This is a genomic window from Labrys miyagiensis (genome assembly GCF_030160835.1).
In the GTDB taxonomy this organism is placed as follows: Bacteria; Pseudomonadota; Alphaproteobacteria; order Rhizobiales; family Labraceae; genus Labrys; species Labrys miyagiensis.
The window spans coordinates 85,069-103,725 of sequence record NZ_BSPC01000096.1 but is presented as its reverse complement, the minus strand read 5'-3'; the positions used below and the strand labels follow the sequence as shown (position 1 = coordinate 103,725).

At 60.0% G+C, this 18,657-nt stretch carries 18 protein-coding genes, 1 tRNA gene and 2 pseudogenes; 5 read left to right on the top strand and 16 right to left on the bottom strand.

What is annotated here, in order from left to right; all coding sequences use genetic code 11:
- Positions 1-61: 61 nt before the first annotated feature.
- From QQL24_RS35720 to QQL24_RS35710, 3 genes are all read left to right on the top strand, one after another.
- Positions 62-137 (top strand) — tRNA-Phe (locus QQL24_RS35720).
- A 182-nt stretch (positions 138-319) separates the two neighbouring features.
- Positions 320-817 carry an integrase arm-type DNA-binding domain-containing protein gene (locus QQL24_RS35715; protein WP_284317088.1) on the top strand — a complete coding sequence of 166 codons (498 nt, stop codon included), beginning with the start codon at positions 320-322 and terminating at the stop codon, positions 815-817.
- Positions 708-1,475, top strand: a complete 768-nt coding sequence (locus QQL24_RS35710) for a tyrosine-type recombinase/integrase (RefSeq protein ID WP_284317087.1) — start codon at positions 708-710, stop codon at positions 1,473-1,475. Before QQL24_RS35715 ends, QQL24_RS35710 begins: the two co-directional genes overlap by 110 nt.
- Before the next feature lie 94 nt (positions 1,476-1,569).
- Here QQL24_RS35710 and QQL24_RS35705 read toward each other — a convergent pair whose 3' ends face one another.
- The 6 genes and pseudogenes from QQL24_RS35705 to QQL24_RS35680 form a co-directional block, all read right to left on the bottom strand.
- Positions 1,570-2,124 (bottom strand): hypothetical protein, encoded by a 555-nt coding sequence (locus tag QQL24_RS35705; protein WP_284317086.1) that lies wholly within the window; start codon positions 2,122-2,124, stop codon positions 1,570-1,572.
- A 115-nt stretch (positions 2,125-2,239) separates the two neighbouring features.
- Positions 2,240-2,506 carry a hypothetical protein gene (locus QQL24_RS35700; RefSeq protein WP_284317085.1) on the bottom strand — a complete coding sequence of 89 codons (267 nt, stop codon included), beginning with the start codon at positions 2,504-2,506 and terminating at the stop codon, positions 2,240-2,242.
- Positions 2,507-4,353: 1,847 nt separating this feature from the next.
- Entirely contained in the window at positions 4,354-4,893 is a 540-nt protein-coding gene (locus QQL24_RS35695) for a cytochrome b (RefSeq protein WP_284317084.1), read from the bottom strand.
- Between the two features lie 304 nt (positions 4,894-5,197).
- Entirely contained in the window at positions 5,198-5,446 is a 249-nt protein-coding gene (locus QQL24_RS35690) for an ABC transporter permease subunit (protein ID WP_284317083.1), read from the bottom strand.
- A gap of 10 nt (positions 5,447-5,456) precedes the next feature.
- Positions 5,457-6,209: an amino acid ABC transporter ATP-binding protein gene (locus QQL24_RS35685; RefSeq protein ID WP_284317082.1), complete on the bottom strand. Its 753-nt coding sequence runs from the start codon at positions 6,207-6,209 to the stop codon at positions 5,457-5,459.
- A gap of 71 nt (positions 6,210-6,280) precedes the next feature.
- Positions 6,281-6,904 (bottom strand): annotated as a pseudogene (locus tag QQL24_RS35680) (substrate-binding periplasmic protein); the annotation flags it as partial.
- On the opposite strand from QQL24_RS35680, the pseudogene QQL24_RS35675 reads away from it, so the two are divergent.
- Positions 6,899-7,174 (top strand): annotated as a pseudogene (locus QQL24_RS35675) (helix-turn-helix domain-containing protein); the annotation flags it as partial. The pseudogenes QQL24_RS35680 and QQL24_RS35675 overlap by 6 nt on opposite strands.
- A gap of 543 nt (positions 7,175-7,717) precedes the next feature.
- Entirely contained in the window at positions 7,718-8,086 is a 369-nt protein-coding gene (locus QQL24_RS35670; protein WP_284317080.1) for a hypothetical protein, read from the top strand.
- 414 nt (positions 8,087-8,500) lie between these two features.
- Here the strand turns inward: QQL24_RS35670 and QQL24_RS35665 are convergent, their stop codons facing one another.
- The 10 genes from QQL24_RS35665 to QQL24_RS35620 form a co-directional block, all read right to left on the bottom strand.
- The gene (locus QQL24_RS35665; protein ID WP_284317079.1) at positions 8,501-8,950 is read right to left on the bottom strand and encodes a CoA-binding protein; all 450 of its coding nucleotides are present in this window, start codon (positions 8,948-8,950) and stop codon (positions 8,501-8,503) included.
- Positions 8,947-9,327 carry a 2Fe-2S iron-sulfur cluster-binding protein gene (locus QQL24_RS35660; RefSeq protein ID WP_284317078.1) on the bottom strand — a complete coding sequence of 127 codons (381 nt, stop codon included), beginning with the start codon at positions 9,325-9,327 and terminating at the stop codon, positions 8,947-8,949. The genes QQL24_RS35665 and QQL24_RS35660 overlap by 4 nt, the downstream gene beginning before the upstream one ends.
- Before the next feature lie 4 nt (positions 9,328-9,331).
- A complete protein-coding gene (locus tag QQL24_RS35655) occupies positions 9,332-10,735 on the bottom strand; it encodes a selenium-binding family protein (RefSeq protein ID WP_284317077.1) in 1,404 nt (467 codons plus the stop codon).
- 48 nt (positions 10,736-10,783) lie between these two features.
- Positions 10,784-12,034 (bottom strand): NAD(P)-binding domain-containing protein, encoded by a 1,251-nt coding sequence (locus QQL24_RS35650; RefSeq protein WP_284317076.1) that lies wholly within the window; start codon positions 12,032-12,034, stop codon positions 10,784-10,786.
- 25 nt (positions 12,035-12,059) lie between these two features.
- Positions 12,060-12,617 (bottom strand): OsmC family protein, encoded by a 558-nt coding sequence (locus QQL24_RS35645; protein ID WP_284317075.1) that lies wholly within the window; start codon positions 12,615-12,617, stop codon positions 12,060-12,062.
- 595 nt (positions 12,618-13,212) lie between these two features.
- Entirely contained in the window at positions 13,213-14,181 is a 969-nt protein-coding gene (locus QQL24_RS35640; protein ID WP_284317074.1) for a hypothetical protein, read from the bottom strand.
- 600 nt (positions 14,182-14,781) lie between these two features.
- Entirely contained in the window at positions 14,782-15,870 is a 1,089-nt protein-coding gene (locus QQL24_RS35635) for an ABC transporter ATP-binding protein (RefSeq protein WP_284317073.1), read from the bottom strand.
- Positions 15,867-16,667, bottom strand: a complete 801-nt coding sequence (locus QQL24_RS35630) for an ABC transporter permease (RefSeq protein WP_284317072.1) — start codon at positions 16,665-16,667, stop codon at positions 15,867-15,869. Before QQL24_RS35630 ends, QQL24_RS35635 begins: the two co-directional genes overlap by 4 nt.
- Positions 16,668-17,570, bottom strand: a complete 903-nt coding sequence (locus QQL24_RS35625; RefSeq protein WP_284317071.1) for an ABC transporter permease — start codon at positions 17,568-17,570, stop codon at positions 16,668-16,670.
- 27 nt (positions 17,571-17,597) lie between these two features.
- On the bottom strand, positions 17,598-18,623 hold the full coding sequence (locus QQL24_RS35620; RefSeq protein ID WP_284317070.1) for an ABC transporter substrate-binding protein: 1,026 nt from the start codon (positions 18,621-18,623) through the stop codon (positions 17,598-17,600).
- Positions 18,624-18,657 lie beyond the last annotated feature (34 nt).

Below are 18,657 nucleotides of genomic sequence, written 5' to 3'. Positions count from 1 at the left end.
ACCCCAGAACCCATGGCTATAAGCCGCCGTCTCGCGTCGGCCCCGGCTGACTCGACCAGATGCCTAGGTAGCTCAGTTGGTAGAGCATGCGACTGAAAATCGCAGTGTCGGTGGTTCGATTCCGCCCCTAGGCACCATCTCCAAGTTCAGCAACGTTTCTGGGCGTTCAAAATTCATATAAAATCAAATACTTAGCTACAACTTCCATTCGGTGCGGTCCGCCTTTGTGTGTCTGCAGCCACTCCACACGGTGGTAGGGATGGCGGTATCGGAGGCGGATTCTGCTAACATGTGGTGGTACTTCCACCCGGACGCCACCATGCCGCTGACAGACATCGAATGCCGAACGGCTCGAAACTTTGGCGGCAGGACTAGCGTTTCGCCGGCAAGCGCAAGCTTTCGGCGATCGGCCCCCTATCCGGCGATCACGCTGGTGGCGGCCCGCAAGGCCCGCGATGAAGCTCGCGCCCTGGTTGCCGGTGGCATCGATCCCTCCGAAGCCAGGCAGGAAGCCAAGGCTGCTCGCATTATGCAGGAAGCCGCCGCAGACAGCTTCAAGGCGGTGGCGGAAGGCTATGTCGCCAAGCTCAAGCGCAAGGGTCGCGCTCCCACGACTATGAAGAAGATCGAATGGCTGCTCGACTTCGCTTTGGCTGATCTCGGCAAATTCAAGATCGGTGAAATCAGTTCGGCCAGGGGTGCTTGCCGTGTTGCGCAAGGTGGAGGCACGCGAGGCCTATGTGAGCGCTCACCGCCTGCGCTCCACCATCGGCGCCGTTTTCCGCCATGGCATCGCCAGTGCCCTTTGCGAGAATGATCCGACACAGGCGCGCAAGGGCGCGCTGACGACGCCCACCGTCACGCCTCGCGCGGCTCTTCTCAAACCGGCCGCCTTCGGCGCGCTTCTCCGTTCGATCGAGGATTTCGACGGTCAGGCCACGACACAGGCCGCGCTGCGGCCGATGGCCTATCTGTTTCCTCGGCCGAGCGAGTTGTGCATGTCTGAATGGGCCGAATTCGACCTCGAAGCAGCAACCTGGGAGATCCCGGCGAGCCGCATGAAAATGCGCCGGCCGCATCGTATCCCGTTATCGCGGCAGGCTGTCCTCGTTCTAAGAGACCTCCAGGACATTACCGGAAGAGGCAAACTTCTGCTGCCCTGTGTCCGCACATTCGCTCGCCCCATCAGCGAAAACACGCTGAACGCTGCGCTGCGCCGACTCGACTATTCCAAGGAAGAGGTCACGGCGCACGGTTTCCGCGCCACGGCTTCGACATTGCTCAATGAAAGCGGGAAGTGGCGCGCCGACGCGATTGAGGCGGCCCTCGCCCATGTCGGAGCTGATGAGATTCGTCGCGCCTATTTGCGTTCGGATTTTTTGGGAAGAGCGCAAGGCGATGATGCAATGGTGGGCGGATTACGTGGACGCCCTTCGGGAGGGAGGCAAGGCAAGAAATCCCGGCTCATTTGGTGAGCCGGGGAAGGTTGGTCTTGTGTGAGGAATGGAATCCTAGTTGGCCGGAGATGGATTAACTCAGCCCGTCGGGCGTCGAGAGTTGTGCCAATGGTCAGATGGCATTGGAGATATCTGTCGCGAGGCCAGTCGCCCCACCACTGTAACCCGATATCGCCGTAGCAAGCGTTGGGTTCGTAGCGGCTAGCTTGGCGTTGATGGCCTGAATGATATCAGGAGAGAGTGGCTTGTTTGCAGCTGCCTTTAGGGCCGCAGCCACCTCCGCGGCCGTTGGAGCTGTAGTGCCTTGCGCGGGCGAAAGGTAGTTTTGCAGTAGGCCTGCATAGACGACCGCCACCTTGCCAATTTCGGACTTAGCCGATGCGTGCTTGAGCGCCGAGGGCGACGCATGCAAGAAGCCATTCAGCGAACCGAGGCTACTGGCCGAAAGTTGGGTTGTGCCCTGATCCGTATCGTCCTGCCTAGACGAACCGGCGGCCCCAGAGGCCGAGGCGTGGCCGTTGGCATGGGAACCACTATTGCCATTGCCGCCTCCATTTCCTCCTCCCTTGCCATTGTTTGCAAGGGTGGGAGAGGCGACAAGCGCAATACCCACCAAAACAGCGGAAGCATATTTGGTGACGGTGGTCATCTTAAGGGTGAGAAACATGAATCTCTCCTTTGAGCGCCCGAAGGCCGGGTTGCGGTCATCCCACCCGTTAATGACCACAGTGTGGCAAAAGGATACCGGAACAACCATTGGTAGAGCACGACCATGCCGGCGCTCACCCCATCCTCTCCACATCCGCTGGCGTCTCGCCGTAGCGTCCCAGGATATTGGCGCCATCGAAATCTCCGGTCGCCGGGTCGCCCGACCGCGAGAACGCAATGGTACCAACCACCGTTTCGGATCTCCTGACTTTCCCCACCATGTTGAACGCCCGGAAGTTGGCTCTGGCCGCGTCCGGCACCTCTTCCGGCCCGAGACCCAACAGTTCTCCATGATGATCGCGGGTAAAGGGAAGGACTAGGTAACGGGTGACGCGCGGCATGACCATAACCTATGTGCCAATGCATCAGCGTATCGCCCCGCTATTAGCTGTCTATTAGGTGTCCGCAGAGGGGCCGCGCAGACAGGATAAGTATTTGGCTGTAGTGGTGGTATGGTGGAAGGGTACCAGCAGGTGTAGGAATTTGGATAAGAAGAAGGCATGAGATGATGGGGTTGACAGAGGAAGCTAGACCTACCGGCGAGCGAGAAGGCGCGTGAGGATGAATTTCTGTAGCCTGCCGGCCTATTGTTGAGATAACCGCTCACGATTGCCTAGTAGATTGTGCTTACTGATCTACTGGGCGGCATACCGCGAAAGAGTGGTCCACCACGCCGGCCTTACCTGGATCGAAGACAACAGGTTGCCCGGTCATGCTCGGAGCCCGAACTCTGTATAGCCGGCGATACGTTCCGCCGGTGCCACGCTGCCGCCTAGGTGATGGCGCTCTCATGAAAATGGGTATTAGATCCATGTTGGCACAATGATACCTAATGGAGATGATGATGCGATTTTCGGTTAGAACGTTGCTTGCAATGGCTTTGCTGGCGATCGGATGGGCAATGGCGCCGGCGCCGTCCTCTGCCTTGCCAATCGCCCCCGTGGAGCATGCCGCACCATCGGGGACAGTCGGCAATCAGCCGCTGGCGCAGAAGGCCTACTACTACTATCACCACTATTACCGGCACCACTACTATTATCGGCCCTATTATCGACCCTATCATCGGTACTATCGGCGACACTACTATTACGCCCCACGCTATTATTACAGACCGTACTATCGGCCGCGATATTATTATCGTTACTGATCGTTGGCCATAACCATGTTTCGGCGAGGTTTGTGATGCGCCGCTTGCGCTCATGAGGCTGGCTTGTTGTTCCGGCTCACCGAAGCGCATTAACCCCTCGGGCTTTCGGGCCGGGGGGGCACTTTCAACGTGTTTGGGGCTATCTATCGGGGTGCGGCCGGAGCCCCCATGCCAGGCGGCGGCTGCAGATGGTCTGGCGTCTGCTTCTGAAAGTTCGCACACCCAGCCAGCGAAATAGCGATACCAAGTAGAATGACGAGCCTCATAGTGTCCTCCATCTACGAAGGCTGATAATGCACAAATCTGGTGGTTCTGCGCCTTTGTTCGCTTGAACCGACACTGCTCTCAGCCGAGCCGAACTCGGCGGCCTTCTCGCTCCCTTTTTTCACGAAGCGGGTGGCATGGTATTTCGCCTGCTCCCAACGCGCGGTATCTTGCCTCGGGTTCGCACTTCGCGGCTTATGGCGTGCCTCATCATAGGCCAAGTCCCTGCCTATCGTGGCCTCGCCGATTCCCTCAATTGCCCTAATCGAGATCGGGCACGCTCGCCTCATCTGCTGTCGCACAGCCCCGAGAACGATGCGTGCCGCTGGGTCTTGTCCCAGGTCCAACCGCGGGACTCGCTCTCGGCGAGCGTGAACGCCGAGGAACCTCTTCGTTCAGGTGGAATTCAATCCTCGAGGTGGCAACGTACCTTATGGCGGGCGGCTTCCGGATCGAGCCGACGCACAAGGCGCGGCGCCAGGCAGAGGAGCGTTTGAAAGCAGAGCATGGTCAAGCAAACGCTCGATAGGAGATGGCGGCGGGCCCGAAAGCCCGGATCACCTTGGGCTCGCATTTTCCTGGGCCAGCCGAAGGGGAGGCCCGGCTGGGGCTGGGGGCTTGAAGTGCCGGGCCTCCTGCTTCCCGGGACTCGATGTGATTGGGAAGCGCAACACCGTTCACACCCGTCTGAATTAGCCGAGCATTAGGAGCCGACCGTCAAACTCATCCTCGTACGAAAACACTTCGGCGCCAGCCTCTGAGATTTTGCCGACCATTTCAATCGGGACTGTTCGATCGAAGCGACGGTAGCATGCGCAAGAGGGTTCCGTCCTTGAAAATGAACTGATGCCACAAGGCCATCAATGCGTGCAGGCCAGCCAGTATAAGGATCGCATTGCCGCCGAGTTGATGGAGATCAGCCAAAAAGCCAGGAGGGCCATCGACGGCGATCGACGGGAGTTGAAAGCCGAGAAAGGAGACGGCCAAGCCCAGGCGGGAGGCTGCATACCATCCAGAGAGCGGTACGAACAAGATCAGCGCATAAAGCGCCCAATGGCCTGCCCTTGTAGCAAGCGCCAGCAACTCGCCATGACTATTGTCGGCTGGCGGCCCTCCTTGAACAAGCCGCGAGATGAAGCGCGGGACGAACAGCGCCAAGACGGACATGCCAAGCCAGAAATGGAGTGTTGGCGGATTGGTTCGCACATGAGGCCCTCCCTCGGAAGTCAGGTATGCAGCAAGGATAAGCAAGGCCATGGCCCAGTGAAGCGCAATGACGACCGATGGATATCGGCGCATCAGAATTTCCTTTTTCAAGAAGCCCCGCCTCCACATTGTTTCGTAAAGCTATTCTTTCCGGTAACGCCAAAATTGCCAGAATAAACAAATAGCCTGCGTACGCTGAGAGACTACACACACTGAGCCCGGCGATGCCCCCGATTCCGATGGCTACAAGGCTGCGAGAGCGGCGCACCAAGCGCACAACTCTCGCCTTGCGGTCACGGCTTTGGTCTCTCCAATGACCGCGGCTTTCGCTGGCTCTGCCCGTACGACGGCACCAGCAAACGAGGTATTAAAGAAGAAGCCGAAGCACCACCTTAAAGGCGCCGGCCCGGCATTGTCACGACAGCCGGAACCCGATGCTGGCCAGCCCGAAATAGAGGATGAAGAGGTGGGTCAGCGCCGGAATGTTGCGCATAATCTCGCAATAGGCGTCGATCAGGGCATGGAGCACTTGGTTATTTCCGTACTGCCGCATGAGGGCGAGAAGGAAACCGAGGGAAACGCTGAGGAGAAGCGAAGCTAGCGTAACGGCTACGGTGGCGCCGACGCCAGCGATCGGGCCTTCCAGGATCATGGTGAAGGTCATGGCGCGCCTCTCAATGCCGGGTCTGCCGGAGGAAGGCCTGCGTGCGTGCCTCGCGCGGCGACAGGATCAGCTGGCGCGCTGGTCCCTGTTCGACGATCCGGCCACCATCGAGAAACATCACGCGGTCGGCGACGTCCCGCGCAAAGGCGATTTCATGCGTCACGATCAGCATGGTGCGTCCTTCCGCGGCGAGCTCCTCCATCACCTTCAGCACCTCGTGAACCAGTTCCGGATCGAGCGCCGATGTTGGCTCGTCAAACAGCATCAGCTTGGGCTTTTGGGCGAGCGCCCGGGCGATCGCCACCCGTTGCTGCTGGCCGCCGGACAATTCCAGCGGTGAGGCGTCGGCGCGGTGTGTCATGCGCACCTTCGCCAGCATCTCCAGGGCGAGCTCGCGCGCCTCCTTCGCCGGTAGGCCGCGTACCTTGCGCGCGGCGATCGCGACATTCTCGGTCACCGAAAGATGCGGCCAGAGATTGAAGAGTTGGAAGACCAAGCCCATTTCGGACCGTTGCGGGGCGAGCTGCCGGTCGCTCATCGTCCGACCGAGGCGAACGCCGATCCGCTCGCCATCAAGGTGGATCTCCCCGCCACTTGGCTTTTCCAGAAAATTGAGACACCGCAGGCAGGTCGATTTGCCTGACCCGGAGGGGCCGATGAGAGCGATCTTTTCGCCTGCGGCGACCTCGAAATCGATACCCTTCAGGACCTCGACCGTGCCGTAGCTCTTGTTGAGGCCCGTCACGTTCAGGAGCGGGTTCATGGCGTTTCCCTTTGATGTGCTTGTTTATCGGACGATGCGAGGTGGCCGACAAAGCGCCGCCCCGGCCTGCATCAGCCGCCGCTGGCGCAGGCGGGCAGTTTGTAGTCCGCCGGGCGGTCGATACCGGCGCGGAAATTCTTGCCCGCCGGCGTGTACCAAACATCGGCGGAAAGACCGTAGCGCGTACCGCTCGCCTTCATCTCGCAGTTCCTCCACATTTCCGCGAGGATGGCGTCTACCTTCTGGCGTAGGTCGTCGTTCTTCTTGTTGAAGCCGTAGACGACCTGTCCGAGACCCGTGAGCAGCGGGAAATCGGGATTGGTGTCGGTGAACGCAAGAAAGTGCATGTTCCAGTCGGGATTCTGCTTGATCGCGTAGGCGACGACCGGCGGATCGCCGATGACGGCATCGATGCGGCCGGCGATCAGGTCGCGCACCGCGGCGTCAGAGGTGTCATAGAGCGAGAGCTGCAGTTCCTTGATCTTCTTGAGCTCTGGCACGCAGGAGAAGCCGGTGATCGTACCAACCTTCTTGCCTTCAAGGTCGGATAGCTTTTCCCAGTTCGTTTTCGACGGCTGCATGATGCCGTTCTTGAAGTAGTGGATCGGCTCCGACAGCGTCATGATTTTAGTGCGCTGCTCGGTCCAGCCCATTGTGCCGAGCATCACGTCGACGCGGCCCGCCTGGACCGAGGCCGCGACGTATCCCTCAACAAGATCGCCACCACCATCGGCCTGTCACCCCGCCAGTTCACGCGCCTGTTCCAGGCGCATATCGGCATGACGCCGAAGCATTTCATCCTGGAAACCCGCCTGCGCTACGTGCGCTTCCTGCTCGACAACAGCGTGCTCTCCGTCACCGCGATCGCCCAAGAAACGGGCTTTTCCGATTCTGCTCATCTCGCGACGGCCTTCCGCAAGAAGTATCAAAGCTCACCGAGTGAGTTCCGCCACAGGCGCAACTAAACGAAGGCATGCTTCCATGTCCTGCTCTATTCTCACCCTCTTCGGCGACCAAAATAAGCAGTTTATGACTTGCCTCTATCACAATGGCCACTTCGCGCCGTACCATATCCACGACGATAGTCCCGTAGGTGCAGCCCTCACGCCAGCTCCAGTCATCGGTGCCTGCGACGCGAGCCGTCGTCATTGTGCCGCGAGATTGTGTCGTCGCTGACAAATATGTCCACGCGCTTCAACAGTCATTCTCCGGGCAGGCCACCAGCGACATCATCAGGAAGGGTGCCCGAATTCAGCGGTCCGATGAGTCCGCCTGGCCCTCGAGCGCAACCTTATTTCGTTTGCATGCCTGTGGATATTTACGGGCACGCTCCCGTTCCAGCTACGCAGCACGAAAAGCGACGAAACCCGATTAAATAGCTTCTCTCAAATTGCCTGTTTTCGCTTAACCCGTTGATATCGCACAGGTCGGATTCTCGCCGCTAGATGTCCTCCGATACTGATTGTGATAGTCTGCGTTCAGTGGGGTAAGGCAATGGAGCAAGACCGATGTCATACCGTTTGCTGACTCTTGCAGCGTTGCTGATGCTCCTGCCGGCCGCCGCACGCGCGGGCTGTCTCTACAAGCCTTTCGACTTCCACCCTGAGAAGAATGACGGCGTGGTAGTCGACGTGATCGTCGATGGCGGTTCGTCCTGCACGCATAATTTTGGCGAGGGCCCAGGCTACGCCTTTACGGGCCTCAGAGTCGAGCGCGAACCAGAGAACGGAAAACTGATAAAGACCGGCGCCAATCGGTTCCTATACACGCCCGATAAGGGCTTCATCGGCAAGGACGCCTACATTCTCAAGATCTGCGCCAGCAAGGGCGCACGAAGGGGCTGCTCGACAGTCGCATTTGTCTCGCAGGTGAAGTAGACGAGGAGCAGTCAGCTAGAGCAAAATGCGTTTGGGTGAAAACGCTATTTTTCTCTAACTCTTTGTTTCGACGCGTCTTTGCGATTCTTGCCGATTCCGTCAAATCGCAAAACGCTTTAGGCGCTGTCAAACTAACTCCAAGCGGTCTCCGCCGGGTGCACGAAGGCCAATTCGAGCCTCGGTTGGGCCGCGCGCTCCACTCGGCTAGGGCGGCCGAGCGTCTCTGCTTGTAGATTTCCCCGCCGACGAGGTGGCGCTCCGAATTAAAGTGGTTGTGGATCTGGCGGTGGACGGCAACGAACTTTTGAAGTGCCTTCGTCCTGCGGAATTCGAGCACCGCCGCCTCTCGTCGTCGAAACGGTTGATGGGAATTCTCGGCCCAGAGAATCCATCATTGCAAACGGCGCCAACAAGTCAGATCGGCAGATCAAGCCGAGGCTTCCAGAATGGCCTAAACAGCTCGATCTTCGGGCAGCGGTTCATCACAACCTTCAAATCGGCGGCCTCCGCCAGTCGCGCGGCCTCATCGTTGCGAACGCCGATCTGCATCCAGACCACCTTGGCGCCGATTTTTATGGCCTCCTCGGTGACGGCATAGGCCGCTTCCGAGGTGCGGAATATCTCCACCATATCCACCGGCCGGTCGATCGCGCTGAGCGAGGCGTAGACTGGCAGGCCACGGATTAGGCTGCCGGCTTCGTTCGGGTTTACCGGGATCATGTCATATCCGGTCTCGTGAAGAACCCGCAGAACGCCGTAACTGAACTTCGTCGGGTCCGAGCTGGCACCGACCATCGCGATGGTCTTCACAGACTTGAGAATGCCGGCAAGATACTCCGGCGAGTAGGCTTCGTCATGGTTCATGGCCGGTCCTCCATGCATCCCGGCTGCCTGCGAAGGTCAGGCTTCAATTCGTCAGGCCTGAGGGGGCTTTGGAACGGATTTCTATAGAGCTTGTCATGGCTTTCAACGCCGACATCGAACGTGCAATCGCTTCTGGGGCGGGCGATGCAAAGCAACACATAGCCATCCGCGAGTTGCCGGCCATTCAGCGCGACGCCGGCACGCTGATCGACCGCGCCTGACAACAGCTTGGCGGCGCAGGAAATGCAGCCGCCATAGCGGCAGCCATAGGGCAGCGAAACGCCCTGCCCTTCCAGGCTGTCGAGCAGCGGCTTTCGCCGATCGACCGCAAAAATCTGCCCATTCCGGTTTGCCAGCGTTATCTCGACGGTGTCCACGCGCCTATGTCCATATGTCCGAGGTACAGTCACCTCCCGGATAGCGAGTCTCGTGGCAGCGCGCCGGGCCTCCCGGCTCCTTGCCGAAATCAACAAAGAATTCCTTATTGATCGACATGCCGCCATTTTCCGCGTCGCAGTCGACCATCAGCATGCAGCCACCGTTCTGGCGGATTTCGGGATAGAACTGGTTGTCCCAGGTCGAGAACAGCGAGGTGGTCACATAGAGCCGCCTACCGTCGAGCGACAGCTGGATCATCTGCGGCCCTCCGGTGATAGTCCGGCCATTGACCTGCGGCGCCTCGCCGAGCAGGCCGCCCATCCAGACCTGGCCGGTGAGAATCGGGTTGGACGGATCGGAAATGTCATACTGGCGCAAGTCGCCATGCAGCCAGTTTGACAGGTAGAGAAAGCGGTCATCCATCGACACGAGGATCACGCTGATAAGGCCGGGCACCGGAATCGGCCAGTCCGGGTGGCGCCGGTTCTCGATGTCGATGATCTTCTCGACGACCCACTCGCCTTCTTTCTTGTACCAGTGGATGATGTTCGAGGAGAGCGCGGCGCCGACAAAGCCGTGGCTGCTGTCGGGGTTGTGGTGGAAGCGCACCTCCAGCGGGATCAGGCCATCCTCTCCCAGATAGACCGTCTTCACGACGCTCTTCTCGGCAAAGTCCCAGAAGTGGATTTCTCGGCCGTATTTGAGGAGGCCGACCTCCTCGAGATCGAAGCCCGGCATGAAGGTGTTCGGCGCCGCCCACTCGCTGGAGACCATGACGTTGTGGCGGGGCTGGTACCAGAAGTCATAATTGAACTTCATGCCGGCCAGGTCATTCTCCCAGCGGCCGACAATGTTGAAGTCCTGATCGAGATGCAGGAACCCGCCGGGCGCTTCGCCCTTCGCATCGCCGAGCATCGAGATGATGATGTCCGAGCCGAGGCAATGCACCGTATGCGGCGCCGACAGGTTGGTCTTGGCCTTGATCTCCCTGCCCTCGATCACCTTGTACAGGCTAGGGTTTTTGGGGTCGGTCGCGCAGTCGACGATGTGGAGATTGGAGCTGCGGACCCCGGGCACGATTAGATACCGCCGTTCGCGGGTGACGTCGCCATGGCAGGACGCACAAGCGTTCCATCCCATGTGGTGCAGCTCATCACCGATGCCTGGCATCTCCAGGCGGCTGACAACCTTACTGTAAGTCGGGCTCTCGGGATCTGCGTCGATCGTCGCCAGGTAATCTGGCTTCTGGATGCCGGTGCCAATGTAGAGGGCCACCGTATACAGCAACAACTCACGCGGCGCCTTCATCGCCTCCGCCGGCGACGCATAGCCGGGACCGCTGCGCTCCGGTGTGCAACACTCGGCCATGGAGTCTCCTCCCGTTTGTGCTCTGGGGCACCAAGCCATCCTACGCCGGGCTTGATGCGTCCGCGATAGGATTTCCTCGTTCTCCCATCAGGCTGAATTTTGCCTCAGGTACGATGCCAGATGGTCGCTGAGATCCCGTGCATCGTCGCCAGCGCCGTCGATTAGGGCAGACTTGCGACGGCGCAGAAACTGCATCCCCATCAGGTATAGGCCAGGATGCTCGGTGACCCCGCCGTCGTGACGGATCTGACCCTTGCGATCGAGAACCGGTATCTGAAGCCAGGAGTAGTCCGGACTGTAGCCGGTGGCCCAAACGATCGTCCTGATCCGCCCGGTGGTGAGATCCATGCTGAGGGGCGGCGCGCTCTCCACCTCGGTTGGGGCGAGGCGGTGCGGCGCATCGACCTCGCCGTCAAGGCCATTCGCGGTTGCCCATTCGTCGATCGTGCCCAGGAGCCGGTTCATCTTGAGGTCGGCCATCGTGCAATTGTTGAGCAGCGAACCCGAGAATTGCGCCTTGCCGTCAATAATGCCGGCGATTCGGCCGACCAGTCTAACGCCGATGCCGGTCAGCGCGTTGAGGTCCAAGGTCCTGCGCTCGGGCGAGCCGGCCAATTGGAGGGAGGGCACCCGCCGCGCCCGGCCAATGTCGTCGACCTCGTCATAGCGTTCGTCGTGCACGCCGGCGACGTCCATCCACCACTCGATATCTTTGCCCCGGTAGAGCCGTGGTGCCCGCACATGCTCGCCCACGGCGAGGATAACCGGACGGCCCGAGCGGTGAATCTCGTCGGCAAGCTGGGTTCCGGTTGCTGACGCACCGACGACCAGCACGCCGCCGTCCTCCAGTTGACCGGGGTTGCGGTAATCCATCGAGGTGATGGTGGCGATCCCCGACGGCACCGCTGCGGCGATGGCGGGAACCCGAGCGACATTGCAGGCGCCGGTTGCAAGTACGACGGTTCGGCAGCGCCAGCTGCCCTGGTCGGCGGCCACGACGAAGCCGCTTTCCGCCGCAGACAGCGACGTCACCTTGGTATTGGTCTGGACCGGTGCCGAGATCACGCCCGCGTAACGGGTGAGAAAATCGATGACCTCCGGCATCGTTCGGTAGCCATCGGGATCGTCGCCGTCATAGCCAAAGCCTGGCAACCGGCTTTGCCAGTTAGGCGTCAGCAGTCGAAGCGAGTCCCATCGCTCTGTTCGCCACGAATTGGCGACCTCGCCGCGCTCGATCACCACATGGTCGATCGAGCGGTCGGTGAGGCACCGGCTCATCGCCAACCCGGCGTGGCCGGCACCGATCACAACAGTTGTTATGGTGCGAAAACTAGCCAACGCACTGATCGCGCAAAAGCATCAGTCAGTTCACTGTGACGCTGACGTTGGTCGGGTTGGTGACGATATCATAGACGGCAGAGCGTTTCTGCGATTGGGCCACCAGTGCCTTGATTTCATCCTCGCTCGCGTCCGCATCGATTTTGAAGGCAACCTTGATGCCGTCAAAGCCGTTCCGGACGTCCTTGTCGATGCCGAGGATGCCTTGGATATTCATTCCACCTTCCAGCGTCGCCGTGACCGAGCGCAGCTGAATTTGCCGCAGCTGGGCAACCGAAGCCACACCGGCTGTCAGGCAACTGGCGAGACCGACGAGCACCATCTCGACCGGTGTGGCGCCCTTGTCGTCCGAGGCAAAAATCTCGGGGTGGTCTGCGTCGAAAGTGAAGGTGGTCTTGTGCTTTTGCTCCTGGCCAAGCCCGTAAAAACCCTCGACGGTCGAGCGGCTATGCGTGCCGTTCTTCCATGTGCAGGTAGCCCGCCAAGTGAAATTGGCGGCCTCCGGAGCATCGGTCAGCGCCGTACGGGCGGCGAGCAGGGCAGCTACGTTGACGCCATTGTTGGTTTGAACCTCTGAGGCCATTGGTCTTCTCCCTGTTTTGCGCTTTGAAGCAAAGCGTCTTCATTTTCAGCGATCTTACCGCCGATCGCTGACGGGTGGTATGCGCACCCAGGCATTTCTCCGTACTCTTTTAGGCTGATCCACGTGGAATATAGTAGTCCAACGAAAGTCTCACATTAGGTACAAATTTGTGGACTAACTGCAAGCCTAAATCTTTGATTTCGTTAGTTCTCAGATAAGTTGTCCTTATCTAACTTCTTTCCCGGATTGAGAGGATTTTCTCGGATTATCTGTTTTCCGTCAACTCGTTGATATCGCTTCATTCGGATTCTCACAGCTAGATGTCTTCTGACGGCCACCATGCTTAAGACACTGCGCCAAGAGAGGCAGCCTGCCGTTGTTCATGGCCGTACATCGCATTTGTCTTGACGGGGATAATGGCCTGGCGCCCCTCCGGCTATCAAGCGCGCCAACGCGCCGCTGGCCGCTGCCTGGCGATCAATTGCTAAGGCGCTTCGGCCCGCCGCTTTGCAAGCAGGCAGCGATGATCGTGAGCGCATCGATCGATGCAGGAGCGAGCTCCAACCACCGTGCGCGGTCGCGCCAAGGCAGCCCATCAGGGTGCGATGAGGCGAAACACCGCCTGCTTGGAGAAGAACTCGTAAGTCTGCGCGAACTTCTTCGCTATGGAAAGAGACTTACCGCGTGGATCCCCGTCGGCGAAATCGAAATAGAAGTGTCCCATCTCATGAAGCTGCATGAGCTGCAGCGTCGCCGGAGCCATTCCGATGAACAGCGGGGTCTGCGTGGCATCCACGTCGCGATAGCGCGGATTGAAGAACATGCCTGCCGGCGGATCGCTCACGGCTGGCGGCACACTGACGCTGCCATCGGCGGCGGTCGTAACATTGGCCGGGAAACGGGCGACGAACCCGGCAAAGTCGATGCCCTTCTGATCTCGCGGCAGATTGGGCAACTGCTTTTGAAATTCCTCATATTGACGCGCCATGGTCTCGATGACGACGATATCAGGGGTGAACGACATGCCGCAAAAACGCCGCAGCGCATCGAGAACCAGCGGGTTGTTGGCCTCGAAGTTCAGCAGCTTTCCAGGATCTTCGTTGCGCTCCCGTGTGGCCTCCAGCAGTTGGCGCAGCAACTCGAGGGATTTCGCGACGATGCGCGTAACGGCTGGTCGCTCCCGGCTGAGGACTCCAAGAATCCTCGCTGGCTCATCGGGGCCAAAGGGGTTCGAGCTATGCTTGTGGCCTAGGAGGTCGTCATCGAGCCGCTCGATGGTCATCCTTCCCACTATGGCATCGGCGCTTGCCTGGTAGCTTGCATTGATAATCTTCCGTGTTCGCTTGTAGCTAAGCACAGCGTCCTGCGTGCTCTGTTGAAAGGTTTGGCCTTTCAGTTCTCTCGGGTCGATGTTCGCCTTGTCGATGGTAAGGAGCGCCATCTGGATGGCGAAGACGTAGTCGCCTGTATCGCCAAACTTCACATGGTCCGTGTCGTTGTGCAGGCAGCCTTGCAACCGAGTATTATTCTTGAACAAGGGGTGTTCGAGCGCTGCTTTTACCATGTTGACATCACCTTGCCTGCGCTATCGGAAGTGTTGGTCGAGCTAAAGGTCCCCGCTGGATCGGGGACATTACCGGCAAACTTGCATTCGCCGGATGACGGTCTCTCCGACGCATAGGCTGTTGCCTTCGATAGTTTTTTGCAAGTCTGATACCCGCCAACTCAAATATTGACCTGTGCCGATTGATCGGAATCGCATTGGATCGTTGGCGAGTAAAAGCCATGCGCCTTGGCATGCATCGAGGATCTGGTTGTAGGAGTTCCAGACGTTGCGCAAAGTTTGTTCCGGCACAGACAGGCCCAGATATGCTTCATGGGATTGAGTTCTAAAGCGTTTTGCGATTTGACGGCATCGGCAAGAATCGCAAAGACGCGTCGAAACAAAGAGTGAGAGCAAAGCAGCGTTTGCGCCTAAACGCGCTTTGCTCTAGACAACAAGGCGGCCGGGGCAACAAAGGGATGTTGTCAGCGACCACCAGCCAGCCCCCTTGCCCGAGAAGCGCCGCGCCACCTCCATCCGCAGATCCACACAGCGCCAACGAACCACGCCGTGGCGTTCAGGATCGGGTGCTGCCAGCGCCAAATCGAGCAGTTCTGCCGTTTATTCCGGATGGGGGCGGAAGGCTCGCAGATTGCCGCAGTTCACCTTCAGCCGAAGGGACTCGCCCTGTTGCGGCATCGGAGAACCGTCCTGGCGCAGGCGTACGTCGACATCCTCCCCCCAGGGCGTGCGCGTTGCGAGGTGGATGATGTCACCGAGATAGGTCGCACCCTTTACGGTAACCGCAATGCTATGCGGCTCGGCGCTTCCACCGGGCAAAGGAAGGGCAAAGGCGTCCGGCCGTATCATCACCGTGACGGCGGCGTCGTGTGCCGGCTGCTCAAGGCCGGCTGCCGGCAGAAGGGTACCGTCAGGCAGGCGCACGGCCGGCGTGCCGTTCCGCCCGAAGGCGGACACGCCAGAAATGAAATTCGAATGCCCGATAAAGCTTGCGACGAAGCGGCTCGCGGGCGCCTCATAAAGATCGCGTCCGCTGCCGACTTGTTCGACACGGCCGTTGTTGAACAGGGCAATGCGATCAGACAGGCGCAACGCCTCCTCCTGGTCATGCGTCACATAGAGGATCGTCACCCCGGTTTCGAGGTGCACCCGTTTGATTTCATATTGGATCTCCTCACGCAGCTTTTTGTCGAGAGCGGCGAGCGGTTCATCCATCAGAAGGATGGGCGGGTCATAAGCGAGTGCCCGCGCCAGAGCCACGCGCTGCTGTTGGCCGCCGGAAAGCTGCGATGGCATGCGGTTTGCGTACGCCTCCAGGCGCACCAATTCCAGCATGGCCTTCACCTTCGCATCGATGTCGGCGCGTGAACGACGTCGAACGCGAAGCGGAAAGGCAACATTCTCGGCCACGGTGAGATGGGGAAACAGCGTATAGCGTTGGAAGACCATGCCGATATTGCGCTCGTTCGGCGGCACGCGGAGCATGGAACTGCCTTTGAGCAGCACGTCCCCGGCCGAGGGATCCTGCAAGCCGGCGATCACGTAGAGCGTGGTGCTCTTGCCGGAGCCCGATGGGCCGAGAAACGTTACGAATTCGCCTTCCGCGATGTCGAGCGAAACCTCGTCGACCGCCGTTACGCTTCCGTATTTCTTGGCAAGACCGCGAATGGCGAGAAACGGTTCGGTCATACTGGATTATCCTTTCGCAGAAGCGTGGCGAGCAGGAGCAGGAGCGCCGAAAAGCCCACAAAAAGGGCCGAGACTGCGGCGATGACAGGCGAGAGGTCCTGCCGCAGCGTGGTGTAGATGCGGACCGGCAAAGTCTGCAGGTCCGGGCTCGCCATGAAGATGGCGATCACGACTTCGTCCCAGGAGGCGAGGAAGGAGAAGATGGCGGCCCCGAACAGGCCTAACCGGATGGCGGGAACGGTCACCCGGAGCCTCGCTTCGAGCGGCGTTGCGCCACACAGGATGGCGGCATTCTCTATGGCGACATCGAAGCGTTCCAGCGCGTTCGAGATCGAGATAATCGCGAAAGGCAGCGCGACCACGAGATGGGCCATCACGAAACCGATGAAGGTGCCGTTGAGGTGGAGACGCAAGAAGAAGGCATAGAGCGCCACCGCCATCACCACCACCGGCATGACCATAGGCGTCAGAAACAGCGCCCGAAGGATTTCCCGGCCGGGAAAACGCCCGCGTGTCAGCGCCAGCGAGGCCAGGAAGCCCAACACGACAGACAGCACGGTCACAGTTACCGCGATCTCCAGGCTGGCCAGTAGGGATGCAAACCAGTCCGGATCGGCAAACAAAGCGCGGTACCATTTCAGCGTCCAGGATGGCGGCGGGAATTGCAGCCACTGCGAAGAGCCGAAGGAAAGCGCCACGATGAGCAGGATCGGCAGAAGCAGGAAAAGGCCGACCAGCACGCTCACGACGACCAGCACCCAGCGCAGCCAGCCAAGGCGGGAGAAGTCGAGCAGCATCTAGTGCCTCCCTCCTTGCACGCCGAAGCCGAACCAGCGGATCTGCACGGCGTAGAGGCCGAGCGTCACCACCAGCAGCACGGTGGCGGCGGCGCCGGCCAAGCCCCAGTTCAGCAGCGACTGCACCAGCTGGGCGATCAGCTCGGCCAGCATCATGTTGGAGGTGCCACCGAGAAAGGAAGGCGTGACGAAGTAGCCGAGCGACATCACGAACACCATCAGCACGCCAGCGCCGACACCCGAGGCGACCAGCGGCAGGAAGACCCTGGTGAAGACCTGCCAGCGGTTCGCCCCGCACAGCGATGCCGCCTGCAGCACGGATGGGTCGAGCGTGCGTATGGTGGCGTGCAGCGGCAGAATCATGAAGGGCAGCATGATATAGGTCATGCCGATGGTGACGCCGACGAGGTTGTTGATCAGAGGCAAGGGCTGCGAGATCAGGCCGATCTCCATCAGGGTGCGGTTGATCACGCCGGTTCGCTGCAGCAGCACCATCCAGGCATAGGTCCGGGCGAGCAGGTTGGTCCACATCGACAGGACGATGATTCCGAACAGCAGGTCTGCCCAGCGCCGCGGCGCCATCGCCATCAGCCAGGCTACCGGAAAGGCGAGCATCAGCGTCACGGTGGTCACGACGCCCGCCACCAGGAAGGTATTGGCAAAGACGCGGATATAGGTGGTCGAGCCGAAAACCTCGGCATAGTTCTGCAAGCCGAACTGTGGCTCGAGAATGCTGCGCAACAGCAGCGCGACCACCGGAAGGACGAAAAACAGCAGGATGACGGCGAGCGCCGGGGAGAGCTGGCCCAGGCCCGACACCAGGCGTCGCCGCTCCAGCGCGGAGCTGTCTTGCCTCGGGCCGGTTTCCGTCGGCCCGCCTTCGAGGCGTGGGATCGCCGTCATGGTGTCACCGTCGCTCCGCCGAGGGCCTTATTTGGCCTGCCAGTCGTACCAGCGCTTGCCGATCTCGTCGCGATGCTCGGCCCAGTAGGACATGTCGAGATTGATTTGCGACGAGGTGAATTTGTCGGGTAGGCCGGCGGCTGCCTTGGCGTCCATCATGGCCGCCGATTTGAGGTTGGTCGGCGCGTAGTTTGTGGCGCCCGCCAAGTCGGCCTGGCCCTTGGCACTGGTCGCCTCCGCCAGGAATTTCATGGCCGCTGCCTTGTTTTTGGTGCCCTTCGGCACCACGAGCACGTCGGCGGCCGTCAGATTCTGTGCCCAGGATATGCCGATGTTCGGATTGTCGCCTTGCAGCGCGAAGATGCGGCCGTTCCAGAACATGCCGATGGGAGCCTCGCCCGAGGCGAGCAATTGCTGCGATTGGGCGCCGCCGGTCCACCAGACGATGTCGGCCTTGATGGTATCGAGCTTCTTGAAGGCGCGGTCGAGATCGAGCGGGTAGAGCTTGTCCGGCGACACGCCATCGGCGAGCAGGGCGATCTCGATGACACCGGGCGCCGACCATTTGTAGAAGGTGCGCTTGCCTGGGAAGTTGGTGGTGTCGAACAGATCCGCCCAGCTCTTGGGCTCCTTGCCGGCAAGGGCATCCTTGTTGAAGCCGAGCACGAAGGAATAATAGAAACTCCCGACCGAGTGATCGGTAACGAATCGCGGATCGAGGTCCGCCTTGTTGACGACCGTGAAATCGATGGGCTCGAGCATGCCGGCCTTGGCGGCGGCGATGGCGAAATCACCCTCGACATCGACCACGTCCCAATCGACATTGCCGCTGTCGACCATGGCCTTGAGCTTGCCATAGTCCGTGGGTCCGTCCTGCTTCACGCTGATGCCGCTGGCGGCTGTGAAGGGCTGGGCCCATGCCTCCTTCTGCGCGTCCTGCGTCGTGCCGCCCCAACTGGTGAACACCATGCTGTCGGCATGGGCAAGACCCGCGTTCAAGGCGAGGAGGGAGAGAGCGGCAAAGCCGGCCGCGGCGAAACGGAAACGTGTCATGCTATGGTTCCCTATGTTGCTCGGATGGTCGTCT